The sequence below is a fragment of the Streptomyces sp. NPDC051576 genome, from assembly GCF_040681835.1.
In the GTDB taxonomy this organism is placed as follows: domain Bacteria; phylum Actinomycetota; class Actinomycetes; order Streptomycetales; family Streptomycetaceae; genus Streptomyces.
This window is the reverse complement of the sequence record NZ_JBFAZO010000001.1, coordinates 1,081,972-1,099,744: the sequence shown is the minus strand read 5'-3', so window position 1 is coordinate 1,099,744 and position 17,773 is coordinate 1,081,972. Positions and strand designations below refer to the sequence as shown.

General features: G+C 68.2%; 17 protein-coding genes. 7 read left to right on the top strand and 10 right to left on the bottom strand.

Translation table 11 applies throughout. The features are described 5' to 3' along the window. Positions 1 to 9: 9 nt before the first annotated feature. The 6 genes from fabG to AB0M63_RS05145 form a co-directional block, all read right to left on the bottom strand. Positions 10 to 798: a 3-oxoacyl-ACP reductase FabG gene (fabG, locus tag AB0M63_RS05170; RefSeq protein WP_366018412.1), complete on the bottom strand. Its 789-nt coding sequence runs from the start codon at positions 796 to 798 to the stop codon at positions 10 to 12. Positions 799 to 853: 55 nt separating this feature from the next. Beyond that, positions 854 to 1,117 (bottom strand): acyl carrier protein, encoded by a 264-nt coding sequence (locus tag AB0M63_RS05165; protein ID WP_366018411.1) that lies wholly within the window; start codon positions 1,115 to 1,117, stop codon positions 854 to 856. Further along, positions 1,114 to 2,358, bottom strand: coding sequence for a ketosynthase chain-length factor (locus tag AB0M63_RS05160; RefSeq protein ID WP_366018537.1), 1,245 nt, complete (start codon positions 2,356 to 2,358; stop codon positions 1,114 to 1,116). The genes AB0M63_RS05165 and AB0M63_RS05160 overlap by 4 nt, the downstream gene beginning before the upstream one ends. Further along, positions 2,358 to 3,647 (bottom strand): beta-ketoacyl-[acyl-carrier-protein] synthase family protein, encoded by a 1,290-nt coding sequence (locus AB0M63_RS05155; RefSeq protein ID WP_366018410.1) that lies wholly within the window; start codon positions 3,645 to 3,647, stop codon positions 2,358 to 2,360. The genes AB0M63_RS05160 and AB0M63_RS05155 overlap by 1 nt, the downstream gene beginning before the upstream one ends. Next, entirely contained in the window at positions 3,644 to 3,973 is a 330-nt protein-coding gene (locus AB0M63_RS05150) for a TcmI family type II polyketide cyclase (protein ID WP_366018409.1), read from the bottom strand. The genes AB0M63_RS05155 and AB0M63_RS05150 overlap by 4 nt, the downstream gene beginning before the upstream one ends. Positions 3,974 to 4,238: 265 nt before the next feature. Continuing rightward, positions 4,239 to 5,003, bottom strand: coding sequence for a response regulator transcription factor (locus AB0M63_RS05145; protein ID WP_366018408.1), 765 nt, complete (start codon positions 5,001 to 5,003; stop codon positions 4,239 to 4,241). 342 nt (positions 5,004 to 5,345) lie between these two features. On the opposite strand from AB0M63_RS05145, the gene AB0M63_RS05140 reads away from it, so the two are divergent. Further along, on the top strand, positions 5,346 to 6,377 hold the full coding sequence (locus AB0M63_RS05140; protein ID WP_366018407.1) for a ketoacyl-ACP synthase III family protein: 1,032 nt from the start codon (positions 5,346 to 5,348) through the stop codon (positions 6,375 to 6,377). A 56-nt stretch (positions 6,378 to 6,433) separates the two neighbouring features. Further along, positions 6,434 to 6,724: a phosphopantetheine-binding protein gene (locus tag AB0M63_RS05135; RefSeq protein WP_366018406.1), complete on the top strand. Its 291-nt coding sequence runs from the start codon at positions 6,434 to 6,436 to the stop codon at positions 6,722 to 6,724. 229 nt (positions 6,725 to 6,953) lie between these two features. Here the strand turns inward: AB0M63_RS05135 and AB0M63_RS05130 are convergent, their stop codons facing one another. The 3 genes from AB0M63_RS05130 to AB0M63_RS05120 all read right to left on the bottom strand — a co-directional run bounded on the left by AB0M63_RS05130 (position 6,954) and on the right by AB0M63_RS05120 (position 11,998). Then, positions 6,954 to 9,677: a LuxR family transcriptional regulator gene (locus tag AB0M63_RS05130; protein ID WP_366018405.1), complete on the bottom strand. Its 2,724-nt coding sequence runs from the start codon at positions 9,675 to 9,677 to the stop codon at positions 6,954 to 6,956. 105 nt (positions 9,678 to 9,782) lie between these two features. Further along, on the bottom strand, positions 9,783 to 10,664 hold the full coding sequence (locus AB0M63_RS05125) for a methyltransferase domain-containing protein (protein ID WP_366018404.1): 882 nt from the start codon (positions 10,662 to 10,664) through the stop codon (positions 9,783 to 9,785). Positions 10,665 to 10,954: 290 nt separating this feature from the next. Next, positions 10,955 to 11,998 (bottom strand): streptomycin biosynthesis protein, encoded by a 1,044-nt coding sequence (locus AB0M63_RS05120; protein ID WP_366018403.1) that lies wholly within the window; start codon positions 11,996 to 11,998, stop codon positions 10,955 to 10,957. Between the two features lie 211 nt (positions 11,999 to 12,209). Here AB0M63_RS05120 and AB0M63_RS05115 point away from each other — a divergent pair, with 211 nt between their 5' ends. The 4 genes from AB0M63_RS05115 (at position 12,210) to AB0M63_RS05100 (ending at position 15,677) form a co-directional block, all read left to right on the top strand. Next, positions 12,210 to 12,653 carry a helix-turn-helix transcriptional regulator gene (locus AB0M63_RS05115; protein ID WP_366018402.1) on the top strand — a complete coding sequence of 148 codons (444 nt, stop codon included), beginning with the start codon at positions 12,210 to 12,212 and terminating at the stop codon, positions 12,651 to 12,653. Positions 12,654 to 12,793: 140 nt separating this feature from the next. Then, a complete protein-coding gene (locus AB0M63_RS05110) occupies positions 12,794 to 13,270 on the top strand; it encodes a hypothetical protein (RefSeq protein WP_366018401.1) in 477 nt (158 codons plus the stop codon). Continuing rightward, positions 13,267 to 14,484, top strand: a complete 1,218-nt coding sequence (locus AB0M63_RS05105) for an MAB_1171c family putative transporter (RefSeq protein ID WP_366018400.1) — start codon at positions 13,267 to 13,269, stop codon at positions 14,482 to 14,484. Before AB0M63_RS05110 ends, AB0M63_RS05105 begins: the two co-directional genes overlap by 4 nt. Further along, positions 14,481 to 15,677 carry an amidohydrolase family protein gene (locus tag AB0M63_RS05100; protein ID WP_366018399.1) on the top strand — a complete coding sequence of 399 codons (1,197 nt, stop codon included), beginning with the start codon at positions 14,481 to 14,483 and terminating at the stop codon, positions 15,675 to 15,677. The genes AB0M63_RS05105 and AB0M63_RS05100 overlap by 4 nt, the downstream gene beginning before the upstream one ends. A 220-nt stretch (positions 15,678 to 15,897) precedes the next feature. Here AB0M63_RS05100 and AB0M63_RS05095 read toward each other — a convergent pair whose 3' ends face one another. Then, positions 15,898 to 16,284, bottom strand: coding sequence for a hypothetical protein (locus tag AB0M63_RS05095; RefSeq protein WP_366018398.1), 387 nt, complete (start codon positions 16,282 to 16,284; stop codon positions 15,898 to 15,900). 65 nt (positions 16,285 to 16,349) lie between these two features. On the opposite strand from AB0M63_RS05095, the gene AB0M63_RS05090 reads away from it, so the two are divergent. Next, positions 16,350 to 16,973 (top strand): TetR/AcrR family transcriptional regulator, encoded by a 624-nt coding sequence (locus AB0M63_RS05090; RefSeq protein ID WP_366018397.1) that lies wholly within the window; start codon positions 16,350 to 16,352, stop codon positions 16,971 to 16,973. Positions 16,974 to 17,773 lie beyond the last annotated feature (800 nt).

Sequence of the window (17,773 nt, the reverse complement as noted above, 5' to 3'; positions counted from 1 at the left end):
TCCGGGAGGTCAGAAGTTGCCGAGACCGCCGCAGACGTTGAGGGCCTGCGCGGTGATGGAGGCGGCGGTGTCGGAGGCGAGGTAACCGACGAGCCCAGCGACCTCTTCGGGGGTGGAGTAGCGACCGAGCGGGATCTTCGCCGTGAACTTGTCGAGGATGGCGTCCTCGCTGGTGTCGTAGGCAGCGGCGTACCCGGCGCGCACGCGCTGCGCCATCGGTGTCTCGACGTACCCGGGGCAGACGGCGTTGACGGTGATGCCGGTCGGAGCGAGCTCGTTGCCGAGCGCCTTCGTGAACCCCACCACCCCGTGCTTCGAGGCAGAGTACGGCGCTCCCAGCACAACGCCCTGCTTGCCCGCCGTGGAAGCGATGTTGATGATCCGCCCACGGCTCCTGTCCCGCATCCCGCCGCTGGTGAGCACTGCACGCGTCATCCGGAACACGCTGTTGAGGTTGGTGTCGATGACGTCGTGCCAGAGCTCGTCGGCGATGTCCGCGGTGACGCCCCCACCGCTGCGGCCCGCGTTGTTGACGAGGACATCGACGGCGCCGTACCGGTCGACAGCGGCCCGCACGAAGGCCTTCACACTTGTGTCGTCACGCACGTCCAGGGCGGTGCCGTCGGCCTCGTACCCCTCCTCGCGCAGTTCCTTGACAGTCCTCGTCACGTTCTCGGCGGTGCGCGCCCCGATGAATACCCGGTGGCCCGCGGCCGCCAGGGTCCGGGCCACGGCGAGACCGATCCCGCTGGTGGCACCCGTGACGAGAGCGTCCCGCAGACGCTTCTGCTCGGCCATGTCCGTTCTTCCTCCGCTGTGATGACGTCGATGGGGTCGGTAGGCGGCCCGGACCTCAGGCCGCGGTGGCCAGCAGTCCGTTCACGGCCTCGATCAGGTCCCGCGGGGTCATGGCGTCGAACAGCGCGGAGTCGTCCAGCTCGACGGCGTACTCGCGCTCGATCCGACTGCCGGTCTCCAACAAGGCCAGCGACTCGTAGCCCAGCTCGGTGAAGTTCACGTCGAGGATGTCGCCGTCCAGGGCCGACAGGTCGTCGGCGCCGGCACTCTCCAGGAGGATTCGCTTGAGGTCGGCCAGGGTGAAGGGGCTGGAGGTCATGTCGTTCCTTCTTTCGGCTTCGGCGGGATGTTTTCGGGGGCCCGCACGACCATCGCGGAGTTGAAGCCGCCGTGGCCGCGGGCCAGGACGAGTGCCGCGTCGATGCGCGCCCGGCGCGGCTGGGAAACGACGAGGTCGAGATCATGGCGAGGTGCGGGGGTGACGTGCACGGTCGGCGGAACGAGCTGCTCACCGATCGCCAGGACGGCCGCTGCCAGATCCAGCGGAGCACCGCCGGAGTGGAGCCGGCCCGTCATCGTCTTGGGTGCGGTGACCGGGACTCCGCCCGGTCCGAAGACCGCCCGGATCGCGTCGGCCTCCACCTGGTCCAGTTCGGCGACCCCGGCGGCGTCGGCGAAGACCACACCGATGTCGGCAGGTTCGAGGCCGGCGTCGGCCAGAGCCAGTTCCACGGCCCGGCGCAGGCCCGGCGGCCGCCCCCGGCCCGGGGCGGGATCGAACGTCGCCCCGTATCCGGCGATCTCCCCGTAGACCCGGGCGCCTCGGGCCAGGGCCGCGTCGGCGTCCTCCAGAACGAGGATGGCCCCGCCCTCGCCCGGCACGTGGCCGCAGGCGTCCTCGTCGAACGGGAGATAGGCGCGCGACGGCTCGTGCCGGGTGCTCAGCCGCCCGCTGGTCATCTGCGCGACCCAGCCCCAGGGGCAGATCGAGGCGTCGACGGCGCCGGTGACCATCACCGGGGTGCCCCTGCGGATCTGCCTGCGAGCCTGCGCGACGGCGTCCAGCCCACCGGCCTGGTCGCTGACCACGACCCCGCTCGGCCCCTTCATCCCGTTGCGGATGGAGATCTGACCGCTGTTGACGGCGTAGAACCACGCGAAGGACTGATAGGCACTGACGTACCGGCTGCCCCGGCTCCACAGGTTGCGTAGCTCGCCCTCACCGAACTCGAATCCGCCGGACGAGCTGGCCGTGACCACGCCCATCGCGTACGGCGGGGTCCGCGCCGGATCGAGCCCGGCGTCGGCAAACGCCCAGTCCGCGGCGGCCAGCGCCATCCGGGTCATCCGGTCGGTCTGCGGCAGCAGCCTGCCGGGCAACAGGTCCTCGGCCACGAAACCGGGCACCTCGCCGGCGAGCCGCACCGGGTAGCCCGCCGGATCGAAGCGGGTGACCCGCCCGATGCCGCTCTTGCCGGCCAGGGTGGCAGCCCAGAACTCCTGGGTGCCCAGGCCGTTGGGGGCCGCCACGCCAAGCCCCGTGATCACTGTCCTGGTCATCATGCGGCCCTGCTTCGGGTGCGGGCGAGGCGGTCCGGCCGGGTCAGCACCATGGCGCTCTGGAAGCCACCGAATCCGCTGCCGACGGTGAGCACCGCGTCGGTGGTCTGCTCCCGTGCCGTGCGTGGCACGTAGTCGAGGTCGCACTCGGGGTCGGGGGTGGTGAGGTTCGCCGTGGGCGGCACGACACCGTGTTCCATGGCCAGCGCACTGGCGGCTATCTCGATGGAGCCGATGGCGCCCAGCGAGTGGCCGACCATCGACTTGATCGAGCTGACCGGAGTCCGGTAGGCGTGCGCGCCGAGGCTCTTCTTGAACGCGGCCGTCTCGTGCCGGTCGTTCTGCTTGGTGCCGGAGCCGTGCGCGTTGACGTAATGGATGTCGTCCGGGTCGAGCCTGGCCTCGTCCAGCGCGACACGGATCGCCTCCGCCATCTCCGCGCCGTCCGGGCGCAGTCCGGTCATGTGGTAGGCGTTGCTGCGGGTCGCGTAGCCGGCGATCTCCGCATACACGTGGGCGCCCCGGCGGCGGGCCGCGCCCAGCTCCTCCAGTACGAAGACGGCGCAGCCCTCGCCGAGTACGAAGCCGTTGCGAGTGGCATCGAAGGGCCGCGACGCGCTGTGCGGGTGGTCGGTGCGCGGGGTGGTCGCCTTGATGGCGTCGAAGCAGGCCAGGGTGATCGGCGAGATCGGCGCGTCGGACGACCCGGCGACGACGACGTCCGCGCTGCCCTCACGGATCAGTTCGGCGGCATAGCCGACCGAGTCGATGCCCGAGGTACAGCCGGTTGAGACCATGGCGACAGGCCCCTCCGCACCGACGGCCTGGGCCACTTCGGCGGCGAACGAGCTGGGCACCATGGCGTCGCAGAGATACGGCACGGCATAGCGGTGGTCGACCGGGTCAAGCCGACCGCCGTCGCTGACTACCCGGTATTCCTGGTCGAGGGTCATGGTGGCGCCGACCGCGCTGCCGAGGGTGACCCCGACGCGGTACGGATCGGCGGCGGACAGGTCGAGCCCGCTGTCCGCGACGGCACCACGGGCCGCGACCAGCGCGAACTGCGCGGCCCGGTCCGTGCGGCGGATCTCCTGGGGGGTCAGCCCGTGCGCCTCCGGGTCGAAGTCGGCCTCCGCGGCGACCCTGGAGCGGAAGGGGGAGGGGTCGAAGAAGGTGATGTCGCGGGTCGCGGTGCGGCCCTCGCTGAGCAGGCTCCAGAACGCGCGCAGCCCGACCCCGCCGGGAGCGATGACCTCCATCCCCGTGACGGCCACCCGGCGGCCGGTCACGCGCCTGCCTCCCAGCGGTAGAAGCGGGTGGCCATGGCGTCGGCCGGGGACCGCCAGGTCGTCGGGTCGTAGGCCTCGATGTACGGCTTGAGGTCCTCGCTGATCCGGACGAATCGGGGATCGGTCTTCGCCTCCTCGATGCGCTCCGAGCCGTCGGCGGCGTCGAAGTCCTGCAGGTGGAAGTACAGCCCCCGGTACGCGAACAACTGGCGGCGGCGTGTGCCCATGCGTTGCGGCATCTCCGTGGCGTCGAAATCGGTGAACAGCCGGGCGACGTCGTCGCTCGCGGCCGGTCGCATGCGCGCCACGATCAAGGTGCTGTGCAAGGTCCTGTCCCCTCCTGAGCAGTCCGGCCTCGTTTCCCGGCGTCGAATTTCTCCGGAAAGTCCCGCCGGAACCCTGGCACCAAGGTTCGCCGCCACCGACGGTCCTTTACAAGAGAATTCCTGACAGAACAACGTCAGATCACGTCATGTTCGGTCAGCTGTGTTCGCACGGGCCGCCCGTAACGTCAGACACCACGTCAGGGGAATGTCAGAACCCCTGGCGGGCGGCATCCCGAAGACGTGACCCAGGCGCCGGGATCGGGGCTCACACGCAGCCGATCCGAAAGCCGACGCCCCGGACCGTGACAATCCATTCACTCGCGCCGAGTTTGTTGCGGAGGCTATTGACATGAGTGTCGATGGTGCGGCGCGACCAGACGCCTTCCCAGACCTCCTGCATAATTCGCTTGCGCGGAATCACCGCATCAGGGTGGGAAGCGAGAAGGTAAAGCAGATCGAATTCCTTGCGCGTAACACTGACAGGCCGGCCGTCGACGTTCACCTGACGGGTGGTCGGGTCGAGGCGCAACGGTCCGTACGAGATCACGGCCGGCACGACCGGGCGCTCCCCGGCGCGCCGCATGACGGCGTCCATACGGGCCATGAGTTCACGAAACCCGTACGGCTTGACGAGGTAGTCGTCAGCACCGGCCTGCAGCCCGAGCACCCGGTCCAACTCCGCGCCCCTGCCGGTGACCACGATCACCGGCAGGGTGCTGGCCGAGCGAATCCGACGGCAGACCTCAAGGCCGTCCAGGTCGGGCAGATCCAGGTCCATCAGGAGGATGTCGACACCGGCCTGTGCACGTAGCGCGGCAACCCCCGTCGTCACCCGCCGCACCTCATGACCGTGCCGCTGCAACCCCTTGATCAGCGGCTCCGCGTCCTCACTGTCACTCTCGACGACGAGCACCCGCCAGGCGGCGTGCAGATCCGGCGGCTGCGGGACGCTCCGCTCCGTCGAGCCGCCAGAGCCAGCCTGCCGGGGTATCCCAGGCCGGTGTACATCCATCAGGTTCGCACGAGTCATTTTCTCCCCCATCAAATCGACACACAGGCACGCACGGAAAGCCATCACCGGCGGCAGAGCACGGACACCTTCTCGGATTGGTTCACCTGCACGAAACACGCAGTTCCGGTCGCACGTCAGCACCATAACAAAAGATCATGAAAAACCTTCAACAAACAAAAGTGAAAAACTCTGGGCGTGAACCCGTTCGGGATTTGACACGGCTAAGTCCGAAAGTCCGTGCGTCGCAATCTGAGTAGCGACTACTCATGCCTATGGAATCACCTTCATGATTGCCTTCCGCACGAGGTGTGCGCAACGGTCGGCACCCGCTTCCGTGCAATGCGTCGGAGAGAAGTGAAGATGAAGACAGAAGGCACCTATCTGGCAGGCCTCGGTAAATATGTGCCCAATCTGGTATCCACCGATCAGGCGGTTCGGGAGGGCTGGTACGACGCCGCCGTCCGAGAGGCTTCCGGGCTGGAGTCGGTCGCCGTCGCCGGGTCGCTCTCCGCCCCCGAGATGGCGGTGCTCGCCGCCAGGGAGGCGGTGGCACACTCGGGCCACGCCGCCGAGGACTTCGGCGCACTGATCCACTGCTCGGCGTACCACCAGGGACCCGACGGCTGGTCACCGCCGCACTACGTCCTCGCCAACACCCTGGGTACGTCCATCACGGCAATGGAGCTCAAGCAGGGCTGCCAGGGCGTACTCTCGTCAATCGCCATCGCGGCCCAACGGCTCGCCTGTGTACCGGACGAGACCGCGGTGCTCGTCACCGCGGCCGACAACTACTCGGCGCCGCTGGTGAACCGGTGGACGACCTCACGCCTGTCGATCTTCGGCGACGGGGCCGTGGCCGTCGTGGTCTCCCGCGCCGGGGGTTTCGCCAAGGTCCTCTCCGTGGGTACGCATTCCGTCCCGGCGATGGAGGCGCTGCATCGGGGCAGCGAACCGCTCTTCCCTCCCGCGGTGACGGTCGGCCGGGAACTGGACTACGAGGCCCGGGTGAAGTTCTGGATGGAGGAGTGGGCCAAGGGCAACACACCGCCCATGGAGCACCCGGGCGAGGTGCTGCGCCGGGCGATGGACGAGGCGCTGAAGGACGCCGACATCACGGCCGCCGAGATCACCCGGGTGATCCATCCGAGTGCCACCGTGGAGGCTCTGCGCGACCAGTGGCTCGAACCACTTGGATTCACCTTGGAGCAGGGCATCTGGGACCACACGAGGCGACTGGGGCACATCGGTCCCGCGGACGTCTTCATCGGTCTGGAGCACGCCTGGAGCAGCCGGCTGGTGGGGGTGGGCGACAAGATTCTGATCTTCACCGGCAGTCCTGGTTTCGAGGCCGGCTGCTCGATCGTGGAGATCGTCTCCACACCGGCCGGATGACCGGACCCCGCGTGCCCTCGCCCCACCCCGACCCGCAGGAAAGGACCAGCCCCACCATGATCGACGACCACGAGCGGAGTACTTCCGACGACCCGGCACCCGCCACCGGCGAGGAGCTGAAGGCGTCTCTCGGACTGCTCATCGGCGCCGACCCGGCCGAGATAGCGGACGACGCCAACCTGATCAGGCTCGGCCTCGGCTCCCTGCAGCTGATGCGCCTCGTCACCCAGTGGCGGCGTGCGGGTTTGACGCTGACGTTCGGGGACATGGCCGCGAACCCGACATTCGCCGCGTGGAACGAGCGGATCACGAAAGAGGTCGCAGCCCGGGCCGACGACTCGGCCTGACGGCCGCGCAGACGGAACCGAACCGGGTACGACCAGACACAGAAGCCTTCGAGGCGCTCACGCCATGGTGCGGGGCGCCTCGAAGGTGTTGCGGGGCCAGCTCGGGCCGACGGCGGAGCGGAGGCGAAACCGCGCCGATCCATACCGTGAGGGCGGCCGGACGTAGAACACGGTGGCGGTGGTGCAACGGGAAAACGCGGACCTGACCGCCCCGGCTGCCAGATGACAGTCAGGCGATCAGGCAGGAGCGCAGGGTGTCGGGGGCGAGCCGACGGGGCAACTCGGCGCGGGTGGTGACACCGAGCTTGGCGAAGGCCCGGTAGAGGTGGTTCTCCACCGTACGTACCGACAACACCAGGCGGTCCGCGATCTCCTGGTTGGACAGATGCGCGGCGGCCAGGGTCGCGATCTCACACTCCCGGCTGGTCAGTTGCGGACCCACTGGGTTGTCACCGCCTGGTGTCGGCACGGTCCAGTCGGGCGGGGAAACATCGCAGCGTGAGGCCAGTGCGGCGCTCGTGGCCTGGGAGGCCCGGGCCTTGAGGCGGTCTCCGCCGGTCTGGTGGACCCGTGCCGCCTGCGCGGCGGCCTCCGCCGCGAGCGGCAGTCGGCCCAGGCCCGCAAAGTCCTCGGCGACGCCGTCGAGGGCATCGCCGTCGCGAACGGCGAGCGCGCGGATGTGGCGTACGACGACGGCGTCGGGCACGCAACCCGCCGACGCCGCCGGCAGCAGCATCGCCGCACGAACGGCGGCCCCTGCCCGCGCGGTCAGGTGCAGCGCCGCCAATGCCTGGACGCTCCAGCCCGCCGCAGCCGCTTGCTGGGCAACGCCGAGCGCTTGCCGCACCGTGGTGCTCCGATCCCCCGCGCACGCCGCGACAGTCGCGGCCTCCAGCAGCACGGCGTTGGTCGCGAGCAGATGGGCGAGTTCCTCGTCCTCGGCGGTACGAGCCTGTTCCAGCACGCTCAGCGCCTCAGCTGTCTCACCCTGCTCTGCGAGGGCTCCAGCGAGCTGGGCCAGCCGCCATGATCGGGTGACGAACCATTCGGCCGGTCCACGCTGGGCGGCGGCCTGCCGGAACAACTCGACCGCGCGCGCGGTACGGCCGGCCGTGCGATGGATCCGGGCCTCCAACAAAGCCAAGTACATACACCGGCGCGGGCCTGCGCCGACGTGGTCGCGCAGGATGTCCAATATCCCCAAGGCCTCTGCCCCGCCACAGGCGTGCAACGTGATCCAGGCGCTGACGACGAGGTGGTCGAGTCCGGCGTCACGGGCAGGGGCACCGGACTCCAGCAAGGCCAGTGATGCCTGGCTGCCACCCCCCTCGTGGAGGGCCAGAGCAGCGGGCGGCGGGACGGACCCCGTCGGCATCAGGGCGTAGGACGACGAAGTGGTCGGCAGGGTGTCGAGGCGCCCGGCGAGCAGACCCAGCAACGCCCTGGGCTCCAGGTGACGGTCTGCCTGCCCGGCACGGACGGCTCCTTCGGCGTCCAGGACAGCCTGAGCCTCGGCAAGCCGGCCGAGTCCGACGGCGAGGTTGCGGACCCGGGACCGCACGAGGCGCGGGCGCAGGTCCGCCGCAACCCCGACCCGGTCCGCCTCCAGGAACTCTGCTTCCGCCTCGGCACATCGTCGCTGACCGGCGAGGGCCTCACCGAGCAGGATCAGAAGTTCACCGTCCGCGCCCCGGGCCGACCCTCGTGCAGCGCCCGCTCGGCTGCCAGTACCCGACACCAGCAGGTCGCCCACCTCGGACGTGCCGCCCTCGACAGCGAACGTCGCCGGGGGGCCACCGCCCGTACGAAGGCCCACACCGCACGGTGGCAAGCCGTCGGCTGAGCGGCCCGTCGGGGGCGTCACCGCCTCCTTCAGTGCTGTGCGGCACAGAGCCTCCGCGAGGACGTAGTCCTCCCCGTGCAGCGCTTCAGCGGCGGACGTGACCGAACCAGCCGATGTTGGACGGTCATTCAGGCCGAGTCGCAGCGCGGCAAAGCGAGCCGGGTCTGCGGGACGAGGAATGCCGGACGCCTTCACCGCGTCCGCGATGCGGGCCCGGAGTCTGCCGACCGTGTCGGCCGGCAGAGTGCACGGGACGACGTGGGCGCACAGTCCATGGGTCAGTCGCAGCATCTTCCGAAGTCCCTGATGTTCGACGGTGACGACACCGCGCCGGTCGAGGGACTCCGCCGCTTCCGCGAGACCGACGACGAGCGACAGTGTGGTGTCCAGCGGACCGGCGAGCGCCAGGACGGCGACCAGCTCCCGTTCGTTCCTGGTCAGTCGGCCGAGCACCAAGTCGACGAGACCGACCAGCCCGTCGTCGGGGACGGCCGGCAGACCCGTCCAGCGCCAGAGGTTCCCCACGCGCCGAAGGCTCCCGTCCGTCAGCGACCGTTCCGTCAGATCCTGAAGCACCCGGATGTTGCCGCCGCTCGCGTCCCAGAACCGCTCGGCGGTCTCGACGGCGACGGGTGCGCCGAGCCGGGTACGGAGCGCCTTGGCGATGCCCGACCGGTCAAGGGGGCCGACCTTCACCCGGTGGATCAGCGTGCCGGTCAGCAGCCGCCTCATGTCCGCGGATAGCGGAGCCCGCGAGGATTCGGCGGCAAGCAGCAGAGCATGGCCGCCGGCGATGAGCCGGCAGGCAGCGGCCAGTGTGGCGGGAGCAGCGGTCCGCACATCGTCAGCGACGATGATGAGGCGTTGCCCTCGGCCGGATACAGGCTGGGCCGCGTGCCGCGGACTCGACGGATCCAGTCTGCCGATGTCCAGGGCGCGGGCGCCGCCGCGCTGCTCCCGCTCCAGCACAGCCCGCAGCAGCGCACTCTTGCCCACACTCGGCTCGCCGGTGAGCAGGACACCGGCCCCCATGTTCAGGGCGCGAGCGATCTCCGCGAGTTCGGCGTCCCGGGCTATGACAGGCCAGTCGAATCCGATACCCGAGCCCATTTCCTCTCCCCCATACCTACAGACAAAGATGGGTGCCCCCGAACGGCTTGCCTCGGGAGCACCCGAATTTCCCTGAACGAGAAAATCCAATGCCACGGAACGGCGTCAGTCGACGCCGGGCGTCTGAGCGCGCATGTAGACAATGGGAACGTGGGTTGTGATCGCACCGCTCCCGTCCTTGATACCGTCCAATCGGCGGCAGACCTCAGCGACGAGTTCAGTGCGCTCTTTCTCGTCCTCGATCCGTTCCCACATGCCGCGCATTCCAGTGGTGTAGGTGAATTCGACCCACTGCTCGCCGGATTCAACGACGACCGGCAGGTCCTCCTCCCTGACGACCGCCCCGACGAAACCGGCTTCGGTGAGGGTCTGCTCGATCAGCTCGGGCGTGGCCAGCCAGTTGGTGCCCGCCTCGGCGAACTGGGAGTCGTAGGAGCCACTTTGCTTCAGCGACCGCAGCATGTACGGCATGAGCAGGTCGTTGACGATGTCAGGGAAGAGCGCCCACTTGCCCTGGAGCGTCGAGAAGAACGACGGAGCGGCCGTGGCAAAGGTGCCGCCGGGTCGTAGCAGCTCCCGGTAGGGGCGCAGGTGGTCGGCGTTCTTGGTCCAGATGAAGAGGGAACAGCTGCCGACAACCGCGTCGAACCGGCCGACCGGGAAGGCGGGCGCACGGCCGTCCATCACCGAGACACTCACGTGGCCCAAGCCGTGCTCGCGGACTGCCTCCGTGGCGTACCTGGTCATCTCCTCGGAGATATCGATACCGACGGCTTCACCGTCCGGGCCGACCGCTGCCGCCGCCGGCAGCAGGGCCGCGCCACGGCCACAGCCGACATCGAGGACCGAGGCTCCCGCGGAAAGATTCGCAAATTCCACAAGGCGGCGCCCGATGGGACCGAAGAACTCCACACCACTCTGGTCGTACACCTTCGCCGTCTTGTCGAACAGACGGTGCATCTCATCTGATTCGGAAACGCTTCCCACGTTCGGCAACTCCTTCGCTCGGAATCTTGCAGAACGGGCGAGAGCCCGCCGCGGCAAGACCCATACCAGCATGGTGTCCGAGCGACCGTCCAATAGCGAACCACTCTCATCCCCAGTAGGGATCGTTATGCCGATTAATACAGAAGGACGCAGTCGCGGAAAACAATTGACCAAAGAATCGGACAGGAAGACAGGAATTCAAGGGAGGCGGAACAGCATCGGCCGAGGACGCCGGAGGGCCGCGCCGGAAGCCCCGAAAGACGGAGCCAGAGCGCACCGCACCGCCGTCCTCAGGCCTTCCTCTCCAGGCTGCGCGCGAACCGGGCCCAGGCGTCGGCGTACTCCCGGGCCACGTGGGCCATGAGGGCGGCACGGTGCCGCGGCACGCCGCTCACCAGTTGCTGCCACTCGGCCGGACCCGGCGGATGCGCACTCAGCAGCCGCAGCAGATGCCGCCCCGGCACCGAGAGTCGTACCGAGGGGTCCTTACGCAGGCTCTCCAGCAGCGTGGGGGGCAGGGGCACCGGGGTCGAGTCTGCAGAAGGGGGCTCGCGGCCATCGGCCGCCCGCTCGCTGTCCGGCTGTGCCGAGCGCCGCTCGACGGGTTCCGCATCCGCCCTCCGGCGCACTCGGGCCGGCACCACGTCCCGCCCGTCGAGCATGCGCCGTCGTACGTCACTCGCCGTCGACAGGGAGATACCGGCCTGCCTGGCCACTTGACGCAGGGGCAGGGCCGGATCCCCATTCAGTAACTCGGCCGCCAGTTCTCGCCCTTCGGCCGGACACAGCGGTCGGGTGCGGCCGTCTCGACCGACTCTCGTGTTCGACTGAGGATCATCCTCGGTCGAACGCCTACGGACGGCAGCCACGCTCTTCGGCGACAGATACGTCACCGCCGCGACACGCCGGTCCGACCAGTCGGGCCGCAGCGCGATGATCCGCTCAGCTGCGCTTGTCCGCTCGGTGTAGGACAACGGCTTGCCATGCATTGAGTTGAGCCGCACGGCGAGAATGAAGGCCTCACCCTCGTCACCGTCGAAGTACCGCACCGCGACCTCGCTCCCGCCGCGCATCAGCACGGCCTGGACACGGTGGATCCCATCAAGGACCCTCATGGTCGGTCGGTGGACGACGACCGGTGGCAGGGGCGCGTCCAACTCGGCGAGCAGGCGGACGTGGTCGGAGTCCGCGCCGGAGGTGCGGGGCGAGTTGACGCCGGTCAGTCGGCGGATAGAGACCTCGCACACCTCGGAAGCCAGGGCGTCTCCGCAGCCGTCGGCCATGACGCGAGCAGCCGCCGACGACGGTGACAACCGAAGTCCACGCTCATCCATCAGAAACACGCACCTCCCCCGCGCCTGTTCCACAGAGTGCTCATACACTCGGGACTAAACTCCAACCACCGAGCGCTTCACGTCAGTTGAGACCAGCCGTTCGGACAGTAGCGCAGGGATTGACGCTCTTCAACTGATGACGAACTCATATACTTCACACAGGTTCACGCGGGTGGAGACCCGCGCACGGCACACACGGCGAGGAGGCAGGATGACGCAGGCATCCGAACGAGCTCTGGCCGACCGACTAAACAAGCTCTTCGCCAAGGTCAGGCCCGCAGCAGGTCGCGAGTACAGCAACGAACACGTCGCGGCCGCAATCCGCGACAAGGGTGTGACGATCTCCCAGAGTTACCTCTGGCAGCTACGCAAGGGCACCAAGACCAACCCGACCCTGCGGCACCTAGAGGCCGTCGCCGACTTCTTCGGTGTACCCACCGCCTATTTCTTCGACACCGAGGTCGGCGACCGCATCTCGGAACAGCTGGAACGCCTGTCTGCCGCACAGGAGCAGTCGGCGCAGGCCGCCTCGGCAGGGGACGTTCAACTGATGGCCATGCGCGCCGGCCAACTCACCCCCGAACGACGCAAACAGGTCATGGACCTCTTGGACGTCGTCTATCGCCTAGAACAGGCGGAGCGCCGGAAGGACTGAATCCACCTGACAGCGTGCCCTGGTAGCGTCTCGCGTCTGAACCGCGCGTCCGATCACACGGGCGGTGACCGATTCTCAGCTTCGGACATATTCGGGGGAACGTTTTGCGCGAGGGGAAGTTAAAGCGTCGGTGTCGGCGTATGCTCCAGCAGCTCGACATTCAGCCTCCATTACAGGTGAACGTTCTGTGCCGGATACTCGGAGAACAGCGCGGGCGGCCCATCCGGCTCCTGCCCTACCCCCTCCCGGTCCCGGGGCCGTTCGGACTGTGGATCGCGTCCAGCTCGGCTGACTACGTCTTCTACCAGCTGGAAACCACCAAGATCCACCAAGATCACATCGTTCTGCACGAGATCGGCCACATCGTGGCCGGCCACCATGGCCCGGTGGCTGACGACCAACCGCTGCGCGAGCAGTTCCCCGACCTGGGCATCGAGGTCATCGAGGCGGCGCTAGGTCGCTCCTCGTACGAGGAGGAACACGAGCGCGAGGCCGAACTGGTCGCCACCATCATCCTGGAGTGGGCCTCTGTTCTCACCTGTGCTCCTACACAGGCAGCCGATCCATCCGTCGGCCGGGTCCAGGCTGCGCTGGGAGATCGGCAGGGCTGGCAGTGATTGCGCTCGCCCTGATCATCGGTATGGCGCTCCTGCTACCACTGGGCTGGAAAGCCCAACAGCTGTACCGGGCCCCGCACAACGCCCCGCTGCGCGCCGTGACCCTGTGCCTGGCGGCTGTCACCGCCTCCTTCGGGCTCGCGCTTCCACCGTCGGCAAGGGTAATCCGCGAGATCGCCGGGCCCGGTGGACCGCGGCTCGTACAGAACACCTTCGCGTTCGTCATGGTCTTCTGGCTGATGTGCTTCTACCTGTACTCGACGGCGGAACCCCGCCGCGGACGGATCCGCGCCCGCTGGGAGGCACTCCCCCTCGGCATCACCGTCCTGGGATGCACGCTGGCTACCGCCGCCGCTCGCGGACAGGACAGCGGGGACACGTTCAACGCCATCGACATGCGAGTGTCCGCCTTCGCGATCTTCTACCTGCTGGCCGACCTCTACCTGGTCTACGCCCTGACCATGGCACTGCGGTGGACCTGGCGCCTGGCAGGCAGGTCGCAGGCCCCACTCACCACAGGCCTCCGACTGATCGGCTACGCCCTCGTCGGCATCGCCTCCGCAAGCGCACTGCGGGCCGTGCTGACCGTGCTGCGCTGGCGCGGCGCCCCCGTCTCCTCCATCATCTCCAGGATCTCCGGCCATGTGATCGCCGTGTCGCTCTTCCTCTTCCTCATCGGGGTCCTCTACCCGGCCGTCCGCACCCGACTGTCGGTGATCCGGCTGCGCGGTCACCGGCGGGCCATGTACCGCAGAATGCAGCCGCTGTGGAACCTGCTGCACGAGGCGTTTCCGCAGGATGCCCTGCACGAGTCCCACCACGCTCCCTGGTCACTGTCGCGCCTCCGGCTCGGCGTGGACCGCCGCTACTACCGCCGGGCCATCGAGTGCCGCGACGGCCTGGTCCGCATCAGCCCCTATCTCTGGCCTGCCGCTGCCCCCGAGCCTTCCGAACACGCCGGGTCCGACGGCCGCTCCGGCCTCTCCAAGGCAAGCGCCGACGACCTCGCGGACCAGCTGTACAGGGCACTGCACGCACAGGCCGAGGGCCGCACGGTGCCGTCCGGGGCAGTCGCCGTCGCCGTACCGCAGGCGCAAACCCTGGACGAGGACGTACGGCAGCTCGTGCTGCTGTCGGACGCCCTCAGGCGGCGGGCCGCTCACCGCACCGCACCACCCGCGTCATCGGACCACCAAGAGAGCGAGACGGCATGACCGACCTTCTCATCACCGCACGACAGCTGCTGTTCGGACCCCGGGATGAACCTGTGGCGGACGCCGCGGTCCTCGTCTCGGGGAGCACTGGCAGGATCACGGCCGCCGGGCCCCGCACCGAGGTCGCCACCCAGGCCGGCCCCGGCCACCAGACCAGGGACTTCGGCGACGCCACCATCCTGCCCGGGCTCATCGACTGCCATGTGCATCTGGCGTTCGACGCCGGAGCCGACCCCGTCGGCACACTGCGCGCGAGCGACGATCCGACGCTGCTCGCTGACATGGCGGACCGGGCACGGCAGCTGCTCGCCTCTGGAGTCACCACAGTGCGCGATCTTGGCGACCGAGGTGGACTCTCCATCCGCCTCCGTGACGAGATCGTTGCGGGTGAGCACAGCGGGCCACGCATCATCGCCGCCGGGCAGCCGCTTACTTCACCGCAGGGCCACTGCTGGTTCCTCGGCGGCGAGGTGCGAGGGAGCGAAGAGATCCGCGCGGCGGTACGCCGAACCGCGGAGCAGGGGGCGGATCTGATCAAGATCATGGTGACCGGCGGCGGTCTGACCGCCGGCGGACCCCCCATCTGGGACTGCCAGTTCACCCCGGAGGAACTCACCGCGGCCGTCGAGGAAGCACACCAGGCCGGCCTTCCCGTCGCAGCCCACGCCCACGGCACCGCGGGCATCGCGGCAGCGATCACTGCTGGCGTGGATACAGTCGAGCACTGCACCTGGATGACCAGGGACAACGAGGTCGAGATACGGGATGATCTGATCGCCGAGCTCGTGGCCAGGGGCATTCACGTCTGCCCGGCAACCCATCCCAACTGGCGTGCCTTCGCGGAACGGGTCGGGCCCGAGCGCGCCGCGCACCTCTTCGGCCCCACCCGCCGGATGGCCGAACATGGTGTGCGGCTCATCGCGGGAACGGATGCGGGCGTCCCCCGCACCGGCTTCGACGGCCTCACCCGGTCCATGGAATTCCTGGAGCATGCCGGTCTCTCCAGGAACCAGGTGATCGCCACGGCGACCGTTGAGGCGGCCAGGGCGCTGCGCATCGCCGACGACACAGGACGTCTGCGCGCCGGCTACCGAGCCGACCTCCTCGTCGTCAGCGGAAGTCCGTTGGACGATCTGAAGGCCCTCCAAGACGTCCGCCTCGTCATGACGAACGGCCACTCCGTCGGTCCTTGAACCCCCGGTTCCCAGGAACGCCAGACCTGCCTCACCACGGTCCGCCTCGCCCGGTCCTCCGGTCGACACGACACCGGCCATCCACACTGTCGACCGTGGCGCCACCGCAGATCGTCCCTCGGTATCTCGCTGAAGGTGAGGCAGGGTGGCGGTCTCGCTCAATCCGGGATCTGGCGCCTCTCGGAGGACAGGCTGAGCCAGCAGCTGAAAGAGCTTTCCTTCAGCCTTGATCAGCAGCGATCAGCAGTGCCGCGAACACCATGGGGGCGGCTGCCTGGTACCCCATCCACACTTCACCCCCGGCGCTGCTGGCCCGCCACGCCATCAGGAGACCGGCGAGGGCCGTCAGCACCCAGCCGCTGTCGTAGGCAACCATGAGCTTCGTGTAAGTGCGCATCGACCGGCTGCTCGTGTATCCGATCTCGGTACCGCCGCCGATCAGCAGGGCCACGCCTGAGGCAACCATCAGCCAAACCGAAACGCCTAGTAACCGGCCAAGCGGGCCAGCGCCGGCGATATAGACAACGGCGAGCAAAACTTTGAAGGCGCCATCGCCGATGACCCCCACTGTCCGGCGGGTCACTCGCGATGCCACGGCCTGGACCATGAGCGTTCCTCCTGAGGATGGTAGTGATTCCGTAATGAGATTACGGCAATAATCAAACTATGAGAATGACGAGAGCTCAGGCCAAGGAACGCAACCGCCGCGCCTTGCTGGACGCTGCGTTCGAGGTCGTTTCCCGGGACGGGTACCGGGCCAAGCTTGATGAGATCGCCGAACGCGCCGACCTGACCACTGGCGCCATCTACTCACTGTTCGGGAGCAAGAACGGCCTGGTGGTCGCCCTCGTCGCCGACTATCTTCGGCAGCACTACGAAGAGATCGAGCAAGTGGTTCCAGCTGGACTGGATCTGCTCGAAGCGATCGACGCTTTTGCCCGGCACTATCGGCGCAGTTGTGACGCTCCCCATGCGCGATCCGGCCTATCGTTCCAGATCACCTTGCTGGACATGGCCTTGCACAACCTCGACCTAGGTGCTCAGCTCGCCACGTCCGTCCGATCACAGGAGAGTCACCTGATCGCGCTGTTCACCGGACGATCGCACTACGGGAGCGTCGTCACACCGCATCAGGCACAACGTCTGACCACAGCGCTCAGGGCACTGTTCGTCGGCCTCAGTCAGGGCGTCGTCCTCGGCCTCGCCCACGGTGCAGACGAGCAGTACTTCGCCGACGCCGCCCGTGCGTTGGCACGCGGCATGTCCCTCATGAGTCACGATGCGGATGCTTCATAATCGTCGTGGACTAGTGACGGAGTGGTCGTACGGGCCGGGGACGCAGGCCCGTGGGGCGAGGCGAGCCCCGACCTGCGATCGCGACGGCGACGGCGACGGCGACTAGAATCACGCTCGGTCGTCCGTCCATGGCACCGTGATGAAAACGGTCGCGATCCGCCACACGGAGCCTCACCGCGGAGGGCCCGAGCAGAAAGCCCTCCAACTGCTCACTGCGGTAGAGCCGTTGACAGTAAGTCCGTCCACGTGGCGGCACGTCGCGTGACCGTACTTCCCAGGCTCCGCCTTTGCCCCGTTGCACAGCATGCCTCGCCGAGGACCGTGGGCCCTTCTGAGCGTGATGATGATCACCCGCGTCAGCGGCCAGTGTCCCGGTGATCGAGACTCACGCCGGGGCGGACGATGGTCCATGGGTGAGCTCAGAGCGCCATCACCGATCTCCTCGGGAGTGAACGTGCCGAGCGAGGCGTCGAGTGAATGGTCCAACTGTGCCCGGCGATCGGACCGGTGCCGGGCCAGAGCCTGTGCGACGGCCTCACCCAGGAAGTCCTCCGGACCCTTGCCTGCTACTGCGGCCTGACCGTGTACCCGTTCCCAGGCCCCGTCGGCCATCGGGATGCTCATGAGGTATTTGCCGTCTGCCCCTGGGAAAACACCGCACAGCACATCGATGGGCAGTGCGTTCTGCAGCCGCCGCCAGATCCTCCTCATGGCCTGGTGTTCGTTCTTCGCGGTCACGAGTACGGCGAGGCGTGTGCGTTCCGGGGAGGCAGCCAGGGGGCAGACGGCTCCGCTCGCGC

Excerpts from the sequence above, each read along its gene's own strand:
- AB0M63_RS05120 (WP_366018403.1), bottom strand. The coding sequence starts at position 11,998 with ATGGATGAGCGTGGACTTCGGTTGTCACCGTCGTCGGCGGCTGCTCGC.
- AB0M63_RS05145 (WP_366018408.1), bottom strand. The coding sequence starts at position 5,003 with ATGACTCGTGCGAACCTGATGGATGTACACCGGCCTGGGATACCCCGG.
- AB0M63_RS05165 (WP_366018411.1), bottom strand. The coding sequence starts at position 1,117 with ATGACCTCCAGCCCCTTCACCCTGGCCGACCTCAAGCGAATCCTCCTG.
- AB0M63_RS05140 (WP_366018407.1), top strand. The coding sequence starts at position 5,346 with ATGAAGACAGAAGGCACCTATCTGGCAGGCCTCGGTAAATATGTGCCC.
- AB0M63_RS05110 (WP_366018401.1), top strand. The coding sequence starts at position 12,794 with ATGCTCCAGCAGCTCGACATTCAGCCTCCATTACAGGTGAACGTTCTG.
- AB0M63_RS05160 (WP_366018537.1), bottom strand. The coding sequence starts at position 2,358 with ATGACCAGGACAGTGATCACGGGGCTTGGCGTGGCGGCCCCCAACGGC.
- AB0M63_RS05090 (WP_366018397.1), top strand. The coding sequence starts at position 16,350 with ATGACGAGAGCTCAGGCCAAGGAACGCAACCGCCGCGCCTTGCTGGAC.
- fabG (WP_366018412.1), bottom strand. The coding sequence starts at position 798 with ATGGCCGAGCAGAAGCGTCTGCGGGACGCTCTCGTCACGGGTGCCACC.
- AB0M63_RS05100 (WP_366018399.1), top strand. The coding sequence starts at position 14,481 with ATGACCGACCTTCTCATCACCGCACGACAGCTGCTGTTCGGACCCCGG.
- AB0M63_RS05135 (WP_366018406.1), top strand. The coding sequence starts at position 6,434 with ATGATCGACGACCACGAGCGGAGTACTTCCGACGACCCGGCACCCGCC.
- AB0M63_RS05130 (WP_366018405.1), bottom strand. The coding sequence starts at position 9,677 with ATGGGCTCGGGTATCGGATTCGACTGGCCTGTCATAGCCCGGGACGCC.
- AB0M63_RS05095 (WP_366018398.1), bottom strand. The coding sequence starts at position 16,284 with ATGGTCCAGGCCGTGGCATCGCGAGTGACCCGCCGGACAGTGGGGGTC.
- AB0M63_RS05115 (WP_366018402.1), top strand. The coding sequence starts at position 12,210 with ATGACGCAGGCATCCGAACGAGCTCTGGCCGACCGACTAAACAAGCTC.